This is a genomic window from Mesorhizobium captivum, from assembly GCF_033977165.1.
Classification (GTDB): Bacteria; Pseudomonadota; Alphaproteobacteria; order Rhizobiales; family Rhizobiaceae; genus Mesorhizobium; species Mesorhizobium captivum.
The window spans coordinates 125749-138180 of sequence record NZ_JAVIJB010000011.1 but is presented as its reverse complement, the minus strand read 5'-3'; the positions used below and the strand labels follow the sequence as shown (position 1 = coordinate 138180).

Below are 12432 nucleotides of genomic sequence, written 5' to 3'. Positions count from 1 at the left end.
ATACGCACGCGGGTATTCCTTTACACGCAGATACCAGAGAAAGCGTTCCGGGGGGCCGCTATCCGGCCGCTCTCCGCCGCTCACGAAGGCGGACGCCGGGCCCCTGGCTGTCTTCATCGATGAAAATCACTCCAACTGCTTCCAGGGCGCCTTTGATTGCAGCCAGGTTGTTGGTGTTGGGGGTGCGGCGCCCCTTCTCAAAGTCCACAATCGTGTTGCGAGATACCCTCGCTGATTGGGCGAGATCAGCCTGGTCCATCGCAACAAGTGCTCGACCAGCTCGGCACTGCTCAGGTGAAATCATCTAGGATATCAACGTTGTGCACAGAGTTGACAAGACGCCCACGAATCAGACATGGTGCTCAACCTAGAACTTAGTGCAGGCTAATAGGATTCACAATGCGCCCGACAAGGATTCGTGCGCACGGCGAAGCATTGGTGTCAAAGGATTCAAATTCGCCGTCACGCCAGCTTTTGAATCAGCTTTCATTTGTCCTCTTGCCACCGGATGGCGAGCCCAACTTTTGGACTGTCCTTCCTAGTGACGATGAAACCGCCGACGAGCTTCGAGGTCGCCAGTACGGCTCGCAGTTCACCGAAGCGATCTTGTCAGGGCTTGGTACCTTGACGCTCTCCGAAATCATCCAGGCGATGCCGCGCCCCCTAGGTTCACTCGAGCACGGGTTCCTAAGCACAGTAGCGCTTGCCATCGGGGTTGGCCCAGACATCGCGAGAGCCGCCGTGCGGTATGCAACGGACAAGCAGAAGGTGGAGTTAGCAGATGGTGAGGGGGTGGAAAATGAAGGCCAGCGCAAATCAGGGCGGCCTTCCTTGGAGAAATAGTCAGCAAAGCTGGAGCGCGTTCAGATGCTTCATTTCAAATTTCCCGCCCTGACCAATGTCGCGAGAGGTTTGCATCACCTGATCGTTTGGCAGCGAATTGAGGGCACCGAGAATTCCCTGCGTCGAGAACTCCCTGTCCTATACATCTGTCACCAAGATGGGCGCCCTCCCGAGCTGGTTCAGGGCATGTTAGAGTTCTCGAAAGCCCACGCATCGAGATCGGCGACTTGGCACCTTTATCGCCTTCGGGCTGTTGGCGCGCTAATCGACTACGTCGCCCAATGCTGGCCTTGGTTCCAAGGGCAAAATCGCGATCGTGCCAGAAAGCTTTTCAGGGCTTTCGTCGAGGCGATGGTGAAGGGAACCATCCAGGTAAAGGATGGCCAACTCACCGATGGGTCCGGGCTGTACTGGCTCTCATCTAACGTTCGGGAAGTCGAACGGCGGATGGAGGCGCTCCGTGACGTTGCGCGATGGATGGATACCGAGGGTTACGGTTATGGCCTCGCGAACGCTGTACTGCCAGAAATCCCGTCAGAGCCATCGGGAGTGCTTGCGTTTCTGTACACCTCCCAAGTCGTCAAGCGGATCTCGCTGCTGGACTACCTTTCACCGCACAAGAGCGCCAAGCCGCTTAGAAGCAGGAATCTCTTTGGACGCCCTGGGTCCAAGAGTGAGGCGATCTTTGCTTTCCCCGACGATCGGGTGGAAGACCTGTTGAGGTATGGATTCCCTAATGATTTCAGCGGGATGTTGAACTCCATGTTCATGCTCGGCGGAGGTCTTCGAGAGAGCGAAGGGCTACATGTCTGGGTGTCAGACATCCAGCACGTCGAAGGTGAGGCCGTCCTCTACCTCTATCATCCATCAGATGCGTGGATCGATGATCCTAGCGGGCAACGGGTCACTCGCCGACGATACTTGATGGATCGTTTCAACCGTGTCCCGCGAAGCGACCTGCTAAAGGGCCCAGAGGCGGTTGGCTGGAAGGGACTTCGTGGAGACATCAACGGCGCCTTTGTTCATTGGTTGCCTGGGTCTGGGTTCGCGCAAGCTATTGCAGCCGCAGTTAGAGTCTACATGCGAACGGTGAGGGACCCATTGATGCGAATACGGCGCCACATGGGACTGCCCGACCACCCCTACTTGCTGGTTTCGACCGGTGCCATGGGCGGGGGCTCGCCAGGTGATCCTTACACGATAACCGCGTTTAGGTCCTCCTGGAGGCGAGCGGTGCCGCGGGCGTACTCCGCTGCCAACCTTGAGATTCCAGATATTGTCAAAAGAAATGGCCTTACAGAGCACGCTTGCAGACACCGTTATGCCCAAAACCTGGTCGCTCTTAAACTTGACGGCGCGCTAATTCAGCAGTGCATGCGCCAAGTCAACCCATTTTCGCATATTGCCTATTTGCAGCGGACCGCCTCCGAGACCAGCGCTTTACTTGAGGCTGCTGCCGAGAATGCCCCCCGTCCAGATTGGAGCATGTCGCGCTTCCTTTCGACGACAAACGCTTTGTTGTCGGAGCGCGACCGGAGACATGGCTTGCTATGACCGCTCACTTCCGAAAGTTCGTCGCGAAAGACGGCAGGTCCGTGCTTGTGAGCACAGCAGAGGTTCAACTTGCCTCAACGACAGGGCACCCGGTTCCAATAGGACTGCTCCAATGCCTTAACAGTATTTTTCGGGTGACTAAAAAAAGACGGGCCACCGGCCCGTCAGCAAAACCGTCAATAATCGAAAGAACTCACGTTGGCGTATTGCGAAAACAGAAGCATACATTCTGCATGTCGCCACATCTATTTACGAAACGCTCCGCCGAACGTATTACCTTCACGTTTGCCAATGAAATCCTTTCCCAGTGCGCCTTAGGCAAAAGCCTGAAGAAGGCGCTCAAGAAGGCTGGCCTATTCGCGTTTCTCGACAGGCTGGATCCACGGACAGTGGTTACCTATCGGGCTCATTTAGATGGGCTTCTCGCATCGCTTTGCATGGCGATCAACGGAGTAGAAGACGCCGCCGATATTCCTGTGGAGGCATTCGAATTTTGGCTTTCGCATTTCCGAACGCAGGACGGCTTTAGATGGCGAGGCGACCTTTGGGGACCAGGCCAAGCTACTCACTTTCAATGCCTCAAGGAAGTGGTCACTGCCTTCGCACGGTTCAGCAATACTCCCGAGCTCGTGAAGCATTCGGGCCAAGTACGACTGCAATCAAACGGGACTGATACCTGGAAATTCTTCCGCGCCAGGGCTCAGGAGGCGCAGGGCGTCGAGGCTGAATGGCTGTCCTTTTACGATGACTGGACATCCGGGGCGCGGGTAAGCCGATCGGATTCCCAACTGATGCTAAGGTCGATCTGCGAATGGAGCAAGATCAACTTTCCTTCATCCTCCGTAGCGGAGATAATGGCAACGCAGCAGCGCAGCCAAAAGCTTTCAGCAAAGATAGAGTCGGGGCGCGGCGGCCGTAGGAATACGTCAAACATCTTGCGCCTGACGGCGAGATTCTCGACGTACGTCGAGGACACACTTCGCTCGCTCGGGGTAAAAGACGCTCTGTGGCCCCTTGTAACGAAGTCAGACCAAGCGAAGGCGCAGCACAATGATCGTGCTAACGGCGGCGGCAGCAAGTCGTCCGAAAGCCGCTCGAACCCGCTTCCTCCATATCTGTTTCCTATTGTTGAGGAGATACTTGAAGAGGGCGAGAACGGTTGGCCCGGGAAATGCAGCCTATTCCAGGAGACTTACCTCGATGCCAGAGGAAACCCGCAACGCGTATATTGTCCGGTGATTCCGATTTTCTTTCAGATACTACTTATCCTTCCTTTGCGAGGTGTGCAGCTAAACAGATTTGACAGCGGAGAAGGAGACCTCAACCTGTTCGACGGCAGCGCCCGGACCTGGATTGAGAATGATGGGGAGGCGGCAGGTTACTGGCGACGCCATGAGGGAAAATCAACGCCTGATAGGGGCTATGCTCGGAAGGTGGGAAACGAGCCAGAGCAGATCACGGGCTTTTTTATCAATACCAACAAGACTGGCGAACCTTACGTTATCCCTTGGGAGCAGCCAAAGGCGCAACGATTGCTTTCATATCTTCGCGTCTGGCAAGGCGAGCATTACCCGATCCGCACACCCATGTCGCCGGATCAGTACGTGCGAAAAGACGAAAAGCTCGACGACGATAGCATCTCGCTGCTTCCTTCTATTTTCCCGCTTTTCAGACTTCCTGCCGGCAGGCGCGGTCATGTGCCTGGCGCGCCGCCAAGTTGGAGGCGCAGGGACCAAGCTTGGCAGGAAGTCATGCTCGAAACCGAGCGGCGGTGGAATGAACGAAATCCGACCCGCCAGATCAAAATCGTCAAGCGACAACAGAAAACAGGACAGCCATACGGGGCGCTTTACAACGTACACGGTCTACGGGTCGCGGGCTTAACGCGGCTTTTTATGTCCGGTGTTCCGATAGAAATACTTAGTAAAGTCATAGCTGGACATGCAGGTTTGATTATGACGCTGTACTATCTGAAGTTTAAGCCAGCGGATATTCATCGTATCTTGGAAGAGGCGCGCGAGAAAGCCCCCGCGCTGTCACAGGAATTCATGGAGAGTTTCCGCCACTGGGCTTTCGATGAAGCGAAACGGAAGGCCGTCGCGCTCGATGATAGCGCGATACAGGCTGCGGTAGAGCAAGAGCCAGCAAATAAGCTGATGTATTCGGACGTGACCTACGGGATGTGTCCGTGGGCTGGAACCAGGTGCAGCGACGGGGGACAGGCGATACCGGGCACCAAGAACAACAAAGGCCAATTCCGCCACGGTCCCGTAGAAGGGGGCGAAAAGAACTGCATCATGTGCAGGCACTTCATCAGCGGTCCCGCCTATATGAACCAACTTTGGCTCTTCGGCGTTACCCTGTTTGAGCGCTTCAGTCAGACTGCGCTGCGAATTGAAGCACTTGAAAAGCAGCGAGAAACTTCGATTGCCGCCCAGCTCAGTGCAAACACCGAACGCGAGCGGCGGTCGCAACAAACGCACATTACTGCTCTGGAGATTCAGATCGACGCGCTTTCTTCAGCGAACGTTCTGCTGCTGAAGGCTGTAGCCCGCACAAAGCGCGTCTTGGAAATGTGCGAGCAGATCAGGCAGGACGCCCAAGGGCGATCAGGCGTTGACCTTATCGTGCAGGACAATGCCCCGGTGGTGGAGCTAATGGAGATATCGGAGTTCGAGCGAACCGTAATCATCACTGCCTCAACCCGACTGTTTCCGATGATGCACGACGGCGAGACAGAGGCCCGCCTGCAGGCTTTTCTCGACAAGATACTCTGGGAAGCCGGCAAGACACCCCTTACCTTTGCGCCGCTCTCGGAAGACCAGAAGCGCTTCGGACGGGACGAGTTGGCAAGACTGTTAATGGAGAAACTCGATCGAGCCGAGACTCAGGCACTGGTCGAGGGGCGGCTCACGCTTCACGACGTCGGGCTAGCACCCGAGGTCGATCGTCTCCTTGATCTGCCCGCGCCGCTTTACTCCGGTTCTATCGAGCACGAAGCCATGAAATCCATGTAGCCGTTAGCAGGTTGACAGAACATCATGACGTCGCGCACTTCCTTAATCCTTGAAGCAGCCAAAAAGCGTTCTGAGACATTTCTCGATGCAGTGGGCGCAGAGCGAACTGAGAAATTTCGACGAAATTGTCAGAATATCGGATCAATATGCTTTCAGTTACTGTCTCTTCGCCAACCGCGCGAACCTACATCGATCGTGGTTGCAGAGGAGGGTGGCATAAAGTTTAGCCGCTTCCCAAGGAAGCAGACACTCGACAACACATACGCCGCTTGTTTGGCGATTTGGCGGGAGGCGTATGACGAAATCTGCAACATTGCGGCGGTTAAGTCGAACTTGGATCCGGAGAACCTGACTTTTACTCGATCGGAGTTAGCTCCGTTAGACGAAGGAACCCGGAATCGAATCGATTTGCTTCTTGTGCTTTTTCGTGAGTCGACAAAGCGGAACAACAATCTCCAGAAGTTAATTTATAACGACCGACCCCTGGATGAAAATGGCCAGCCCAAGCTGCTGGCAGCCCCCTCGCTGAGCGAGGATGCTAAGGAAGAGTTATCGGCCTGGCTCGGGCGCCTTCAAAATGGCACAGCTTTGTTAGAGTTGGATGAACTGGGCGTTAGGGTTACTCATAAGTCTCGCCCAGGTACTCTTGTTATAACAACGAAGGTGATCGATGCCCTGAAAGTTTTGGTTGCGTACCCTCAGACCGAATAGATGAGGTTCTTGAGAAGACCCTACAGGGAGGTGTGCCATAGCCATCCGCAATATCGGCAACGTCTGCTATGGATGGGCAATCGATGGGAAAGCGGTGGCTCGCTAGAGCGGGCTCTTGCATCCACAACTTCTGCTCGCACAAGGCCCAGGGCCCAGGCACGAGCTGATTTTTTTCGAGCGCAACCTATGGCTCGAAGGCAGGTCGGCAGAGAACTGAAGTCCCTAACCAGAAATGGTGTCCACGGCAGGAATCGAACCTGCGACCCCAGGATTCATACCACTTCGGCTTCCGCCGCCGCCCCAACGAGGGCGTTTGTGGTCTGGACTGTCCCTTCGCCATAGGCTCCAAAGGAGCCTTTAGGCACCGCCCGTCCAGTCTCTACACCTTCCCAGCGAACCGGGCTTGGCTCGGGATTGGCTGGCCGACATCGGCTTAAGCTTTCCCCGACTTTGAGCGGATTCACCATCGCCGTTTCCGACAGAGGTGCCCAATTAAAAAGGAATCCTGTGCTCTGTCCAACTGAGCTACGTGGACCAATCTCTCCTTACTAACAAAGCGGTCGACGAACGTCATGGAAATTTTTTGTGGTTATCCCGACGTTTGGCTCATCACCCGTCGTAGCTGCTTCGAAGTTAAAACGGTAGCAATACCGATTGCGGAACACCATATGTCGCAAGGCATTGAGCGCTTTCGGTAGCTAAATTCACCCTTAAACGCGCTCTATCCTACTGAGCTACGGGACCACGCGGCCCGACACATAAACGCTTCGGGCCGGTTCGCCAAGAGGCGTTGCTGGCGTGCCGGGCAACACTTTGCTCCGTGACGCCGGCCGTGCGGGCGGCGAGGCGAATCTCGCCGCCGCGCGGTGGAGGCGCTCAGGCGGCCAGCGCCGTCTCCGCCAGCCGCACCCAGTAGCTCATGCCATGCGGGATGACCTCGTCGTTGAAGTCGTACGCCGGATGATGCAGGCCGGCCGAGTCGCCGTTGCCGATGAAGATGAAGGCGCCGGGGCGCGCTTCCAGCATGTAGGAAAAATCCTCGCCGCCCATCACCGGCTGGATGGCGCGGTGGACATGGGCGTCGCCGGCGACGTCGGCGGCGATATCGCTGGCGAAGACCGTCTCTTCGGCATGGTTGAAGGTGACGGGATAGTTGGCGTCGTAGTCGACCTCGATCGTCGCGCCAAAGGCCGACGCAAGGCCGGCGCAGATGGCGCGGATGCGCTCTTCCGCTTTCCTGGCCACTTCCTTCTTCAGCGTGCGCACCGTACCAGCGATCTCGGCTTGTTCCGGAATGACGTTATAGGCATCGCCGGCGTGGAATTTGGTCACCGACACCACCACGGCCTCGACCGGATCGGTGCTGCGCGAGGCAATGGTCTGCAAAGCGCCCACCAACTGGCTGGTGATGACGATCGGGTCGATGGTGCCGTGCGGCATCGCCGCATGGCCGCCATGCCCCTTGACGGTTATGGTGAATTCAGCGGTCGCCGCCATGATCGGGCCGGGCTTGATGGCGAACTCGCCGACGGGAAGGCCGGGCATGTTGTGCATGCCGAACACCTTCGAGATGCCGAAGCGCTCCATCATGCCGTCCTTGACCATTTCGTTGCCGCCGCCGCCGCCTTCCTCGGCCGGCTGGAAGATCACCGCCACGGAACCGGCGAAATTGCGCGTCTCGGCGAGATATTTGGCGGCGCCGAGCAGCATGGCGGTGTGGCCGTCATGGCCGCAGGCATGCATCTTGCCGGCGACGGTCGACGCATAGGGCTTGCCGGTTATCTCGTTGATCGGCAACGCGTCCATGTCGGCGCGCAGCCCGATGGTCGGACCCTCGCCCTTGCGGCCGCGGATGATGCCGACGACGCCGGTCTTGCCGAGCCCCGTCACAACCTCGTCGCAGCCGAAGGCCTCCAGCTTGTCGATGACGAAGGCGGCGGTCTGGAACACGTCGAAGTTCAGTTCCGGCGTCTGGTGCAGATGGCGTCGCCAGCCGGCGACTTCTTCCTGCATTTCCGCGGCACGGTTGAGAATTGGCATAATCGGTCCATTTCTTTGTTGGGGCAGGCGGTTCAGGTCGGTTGCCCGGCAATTGTGATTGTGTGGCGCTTTGCCATTTTGGCGTCACATAGGCTAAATAGCACGGCATAATGCGGCACGGCGTCGAGGGACGGTCCGCACCATGCTGGCCATCGCGTAACGAAATCTTACGGAGCCAGCGGCAATTACGGCAAGAGGCGATTTCGGAATTGAACATGCGGCAAAGGCATTTCCTCAACCTATTGCTTGCGGGCGCGCTGGCGCTACCGGTGCTTTCGGCTGCTGCGCGCGCCAATCCGGTGGTGCTTTTCGACCTGAAGAGCGGCAAGGTGCTCGAGCATCAGGACGCCTTCAAGCGCTGGTATCCGGCCTCGCTCAGCAAGCTGATGACGGCCTATGTCACGTTCCGGGCGATCGCCGCCGGCGAGGTGGCGCTCGATTCGCCGATCAAGGTGACGAAACATTCCGCCGGCGAGCCGCCGAGCAAGATGGGCTTCAAACCGGGCTCGGTGATGCGGCTCGACAATGCGCTGAAGATGATGCTGGTCAAATCCGCCAACGACATCGCCATGGCCGTCGGCGAGAATATCGGCGGATCGCAGGCCGCCTTCGCCGACCGCATGAACGCCGAGGCCGCCAGGCTCGGCATGGTCGGAACGCATTTCGTCAATCCGAACGGACTCTATTCGCCGGACCAGTACACGACCGCGCGCGACCTCGCTGTCCTGGTGACGGCGCTCCGCAACGACTTCCCGCAATATGCGCCGTGGTTCTCCATCGAGGGACTTGCCGTCGGCAAGAAGGCGATCCCGAACTACAACCTCCTGATCGGCCGCTACGCCGGAGCGGACGGTATGAAGACAGGCTTCGTCTGCTCGTCGGGCTTCAACATGATCGGCTCGGCGACGCGCGACGGCCGCACGCTGGTTGCCGTGGTGCTTGGCGAAAGATCCGCCATCAGCCGCGCTGAAGCCGCGGCGAAGCTGCTCGACCAGGGTTTTGACACGCCGGCGGCCGGCTCGACGACGCTCGCGGCGCTCAAGCCCTATGGCGACACGCTGTCGCCCAACGACATGCATGACGAGATCTGCAAGAAGAAGACGAAAGAAGAGCAATCCGAGGCAGCGCCCACCGTGGATACCAAGGACAAGCCGAAATCGCCTTATCAGGTGAAGCTCGACCACCCGACGCTGATCGCGGTCGGCCTCGGCGGCGCGACCGGACCGGCGCCCAAGGCCTTCGTCGACCAGACCGATCAGAACTATGCGGATGTGCCGCTACCGAGCTGGCGGCCCGACAAGCCACTGCCAGCCGGCGCCGCACCCGCCGCCACCGCTTCTGCGGCGGCGCAGGGGGATCAGCCGGCCAAGGCCGCGAACTAGCGATGGCTGGGCGGATGAGCGGCGGTTTTCCCATTCCCGTCTCGGTGCTCACCGGTTTTCTCGGCGCCGGCAAGACGACGCTGCTCAACCGGCTGCTCAAGGATCCGCAGCTTGCCGACACGGCTGTCATCATCAACGAGTTCGGCGAGGTGGCGATCGACCATTTGCTGGTCGAGCAGGCTTCGGACGGCATCATCCAGCTTTCCGACGGCTGCCTCTGCTGCACCGTGCGCGGCGACCTCGTCGACACGTTGGCCGACCTCGTCGACCGGCTGCAGACCGGCCGCATCGCCCGGCTTGCGCGCGTCGTCGTCGAGACCACAGGGCTTGCCGATCCCACGCCGGTGCTGCAGTCGATCATGGCGCATCCGGCGCTGGTGCAGGCTTTCCGGCTCGACGGCGTCATCACGCTGGTCGATGCCGTCAACGGCGAGGCCGCGCTCGACGGCCATGTCGAGGCGGTGAAGCAGGCGGCTGTCGCTGACCGCATCGTGCTGACCAAGACCGACCTCGCCGGCTCGGGCGAGGTCGAGGCGCTGCGGGCACGACTTCATCAGATAAACCCGAGCGCTGTCCTGCTCGACGTCAATGATCCCGCCACCAGCGCGGCGTCGTTATTCGATTGCGGCCTCTACAATCCCGAAACCAAGAGCGCCGACGTGCGGCGCTGGCTCGGCGAAGAGACAGCGCATGATCATCACCACCATGATGGTCATGACCACGACCACCATCATCATGACCATCGCCACGACAGCCGCGTACGCTCCCACGCGCTCGTCCACGAGGGACCGGTACCGTTCTCGGCGATCGAGATGTTCCTCGATCTTCTGCGCTCGACGCATGGCGAGAAGCTGCTGCGCATGAAGGGCGTCATCGAGCTGATGGAGGATCCGTCGCGGCCGCTGGTCATCCACGGCGTGCAGAAGATCCTGCATCCACCGGCGAGGCTGCCGGCCTGGCCGGACGGGCAGCGCGGCACCCGCCTGGTGCTGATCACGCTCGACATGCCGCAAGATTATGTCCAGCGGCTGTTTTCGGCGCTCACCAACAAGCCATCGATTGACACGCCGGACCGGACGGCGCTCGAAGCCAATCCGCTGGCGATCGCCGGATTGTAAGCCGAAAAGCAGTTAGCTTGAGGCCGGGCCGCCGCGCTCGACCAGGAAACGATGGCCGCCGTCGACCGCGGCCGTCTCGACAAGCTGGTGGCCGGCATCGGCGCAGAAGGCCGGAATGTCGATCACGGCCAGCGGGTCGGTGGTTTCGAGCCACAGACGGCTGCCGGGCCGCATCGCCGCCAGGCGTTTTCGCGCCTTGAGAACCGGCAATGGGCAGTTCAATCCCTTGAGGTCGTAAGTGGCTGGCCTGGGCAAGGCAAAAATCTCAGCCGCCGAACATGCCGAGCAGCTTCTTCTTCAGCTTCGACACCGTGCCCTCATCGGCGCTTGCCGCCTGGGTCTCGATCGCCGGTTGGGCGGGCGCGGCCTCGACGCCTGCGGTGACCACCGGCTGCTGGGCTGCCTGCTTGGCAGCTTCCTTCTCGGCCAGCGCCTGCGCCTTGGCCTGTTCCTTGGCGGCCTTGGCGGCCTCGATCGCCGCCAGCCGCTGCTCCTCGGCCTTGCGCTTGGCTTCCTTCTCCGCGTCGAGCGCGGCCATCTTGCGGCCGAGCGCGGAATCGATGCGGCCCATGCGCGTCGTCTCGGTCACCGAGCCGTCGGAGTTCATCGAAGGCGGATCGATCGGAACGCGTTCGCCGCGGGCGCGGCGCTTCGACCAGTCGGAAACGATGCTGGCTTCCTTGATGCCAGCGATGGTCGGCTTCGGTGCCGGGGTGCTCGACTTCAAGGCCGAGTTGAAGGCCGCGTCATAGCTCTTCTCATAGTTGGCGTAGGCCGTCTTCAACGAGTCCGGCTGGGTGCTTGCCGGGCAGGGGCCGGTCGGATCGAAGGTCGTGCCTTCGGGCGCCACCTGGTTGAAGACGTAGCGCTTTTCGCAGACGTCGACCTTCGGCGGCACCTTGGTGATCTCGAAATTGTCGTAGCCGACCTTCAGCATCTTCCAGAACTCGTAGTTCGGGTCGTTGCGGTAGCGCGCCATGTTGGCGGCGGTCATGCGGAACGGGAAAGCCTGGATCTGGAACTCGGTCTGGCCGCCCTGGAAGGCATCGCGGCCGAAGGCATAGATCTGCTCGATCTGCGCGTCGGTCATCGAATAGCAGCCGGACGAGGAGCAGGCGCCGTGCACCATCAGATTGGTGCCGGTGCGGCCGTTGGCGCGGTCATAGGTGTTCGGATAGCCGATGTTGAAGGACAGATGGTAGTTCGAGCGCGGATTCATCTGCGACGGACGTACCGTGTAGAAGCCTTCCGGCGCCTGGCGGTCGCCCTCGGTGTATTTGGGGCCGAGCTTGCCCGACCATTTGCAGATGTCGTAGCTGGCGACGAGATCGTAGCGGCCGTTGGTCTTGGCCTTCCAGATCTCCAGCTTGCCTTCTTCCTTGAAGATGCGCGCCATCACCGAGGAGGTGCGCACCATGCCCTTGGCCTTCATGTCGGCAAGGATCTTGTCCGGCAACGGCTTGTTGGCCTCCGGCGCGAAATCCTTCATCGACGAATCATTGCAGCCGGCGACGCCTATCGCGGCGATCAGGACTCCGGTGCGGGCAAGCTTGGCAAACATCGGTACGGCTACGTCTTTCTTTCGGGCCAACGGCTTCGGCATGGCCGGGCCCGCAGGCTGAACACCAATGGACCGTAAGCCCGTTAACCTTGAAAATTCCTTACCGCAAGCCTCGGCCAACCCCTCACGGCGATTTCCATTGAACCGAATCCGGCGGCATTTTTGTGGCGAAATTGGTCATCCTGGCCACAGTTGAATGCGCGGCA

10 protein-coding genes are annotated in these 12432 nt (G+C 59.4%); 6 read left to right on the top strand and 4 right to left on the bottom strand.

Annotated features, from left to right (window positions below):
- Nucleotides 1-58: 58 nt before the first annotated feature.
- Nucleotides 59-259 carry a helix-turn-helix transcriptional regulator gene (locus tag RFM40_RS12350; protein ID WP_347349855.1) on the bottom strand — a complete coding sequence of 67 codons (201 nt, stop codon included), beginning with the start codon at nucleotides 257-259 and terminating at the stop codon, nucleotides 59-61.
- 140 nt (nucleotides 260-399) lie between these two features.
- Here RFM40_RS12350 and RFM40_RS12345 point away from each other — a divergent pair, with 140 nt between their 5' ends.
- The 4 genes from RFM40_RS12345 (at nucleotide 400) to RFM40_RS12330 (ending at nucleotide 6125) form a co-directional block, all read left to right on the top strand.
- The gene (locus RFM40_RS12345; RefSeq protein WP_320277579.1) at nucleotides 400-843 is read left to right on the top strand and encodes a hypothetical protein; all 444 of its coding nucleotides are present in this window, start codon (nucleotides 400-402) and stop codon (nucleotides 841-843) included.
- Nucleotides 844-867: 24 nt separating this feature from the next.
- Nucleotides 868-2397, top strand: coding sequence for a hypothetical protein (locus RFM40_RS12340; protein ID WP_320277578.1), 1530 nt, complete (start codon nucleotides 868-870; stop codon nucleotides 2395-2397).
- Between the two features lie 233 nt (nucleotides 2398-2630).
- Nucleotides 2631-5414 (top strand): VPA1269 family protein, encoded by a 2784-nt coding sequence (locus tag RFM40_RS12335; protein WP_320277577.1) that lies wholly within the window; start codon nucleotides 2631-2633, stop codon nucleotides 5412-5414.
- Nucleotides 5415-5438: 24 nt separating this feature from the next.
- Nucleotides 5439-6125 (top strand): hypothetical protein, encoded by a 687-nt coding sequence (locus RFM40_RS12330; protein WP_320277576.1) that lies wholly within the window; start codon nucleotides 5439-5441, stop codon nucleotides 6123-6125.
- Between the two features lie 876 nt (nucleotides 6126-7001).
- Here RFM40_RS12330 and RFM40_RS12325 read toward each other — a convergent pair.
- Nucleotides 7002-8165: a M20 aminoacylase family protein gene (locus RFM40_RS12325; protein WP_126097629.1), complete on the bottom strand. Its 1164-nt coding sequence runs from the start codon at nucleotides 8163-8165 to the stop codon at nucleotides 7002-7004.
- Between the two features lie 215 nt (nucleotides 8166-8380).
- On the opposite strand from RFM40_RS12325, the gene RFM40_RS12320 reads away from it, so the two are divergent.
- Nucleotides 8381-9547, top strand: a complete 1167-nt coding sequence (locus RFM40_RS12320; RefSeq protein WP_320224570.1) for a D-alanyl-D-alanine carboxypeptidase family protein — start codon at nucleotides 8381-8383, stop codon at nucleotides 9545-9547.
- Nucleotides 9548-9561: 14 nt separating this feature from the next.
- Nucleotides 9562-10665, top strand: a complete 1104-nt coding sequence (locus tag RFM40_RS12315; RefSeq protein ID WP_320224569.1) for a CobW family GTP-binding protein — start codon at nucleotides 9562-9564, stop codon at nucleotides 10663-10665.
- 12 nt (nucleotides 10666-10677) lie between these two features.
- On the opposite strand, the gene RFM40_RS12310 is transcribed toward RFM40_RS12315, so the two are convergent.
- Both RFM40_RS12310 and RFM40_RS12305 read right to left on the bottom strand, forming a co-directional pair.
- Complete coding sequence (locus RFM40_RS12310; protein WP_320224568.1) at nucleotides 10678-10920, bottom strand: sulfurtransferase TusA family protein; 243 nt, start codon at nucleotides 10918-10920, stop codon at nucleotides 10678-10680.
- Between the two features lie 10 nt (nucleotides 10921-10930).
- Nucleotides 10931-12226 (bottom strand): murein L,D-transpeptidase family protein, encoded by a 1296-nt coding sequence (locus RFM40_RS12305; protein ID WP_320224567.1) that lies wholly within the window; start codon nucleotides 12224-12226, stop codon nucleotides 10931-10933.
- Nucleotides 12227-12432 lie beyond the last annotated feature (206 nt).

Bases quoted from the DNA above. Each gene is read 5' to 3' on its own strand.
- RFM40_RS12345 (WP_320277579.1), top strand. From the start codon at position 400: ATGCGCCCGACAAGGATTCGTGCGCACGGCGAAGCATTGGTGTCAAAG.
- RFM40_RS12315 (WP_320224569.1), top strand. From the start codon at position 9,562: ATGAGCGGCGGTTTTCCCATTCCCGTCTCGGTGCTCACCGGTTTTCTC.
- RFM40_RS12335 (WP_320277577.1), top strand. From the start codon at position 2,631: ATGTCGCCACATCTATTTACGAAACGCTCCGCCGAACGTATTACCTTC.
- RFM40_RS12325 (WP_126097629.1), bottom strand. From the start codon at position 8,165: ATGCCAATTCTCAACCGTGCCGCGGAAATGCAGGAAGAAGTCGCCGGC.
- RFM40_RS12320 (WP_320224570.1), top strand. From the start codon at position 8,381: ATGCGGCAAAGGCATTTCCTCAACCTATTGCTTGCGGGCGCGCTGGCG.
- RFM40_RS12340 (WP_320277578.1), top strand. From the start codon at position 868: ATGCTTCATTTCAAATTTCCCGCCCTGACCAATGTCGCGAGAGGTTTG.
- RFM40_RS12330 (WP_320277576.1), top strand. From the start codon at position 5,439: ATGACGTCGCGCACTTCCTTAATCCTTGAAGCAGCCAAAAAGCGTTCT.
- RFM40_RS12350 (WP_347349855.1), bottom strand. From the start codon at position 259: ATGGACCAGGCTGATCTCGCCCAATCAGCGAGGGTATCTCGCAACACG.
- RFM40_RS12305 (WP_320224567.1), bottom strand. From the start codon at position 12,226: ATGTTTGCCAAGCTTGCCCGCACCGGAGTCCTGATCGCCGCGATAGGC.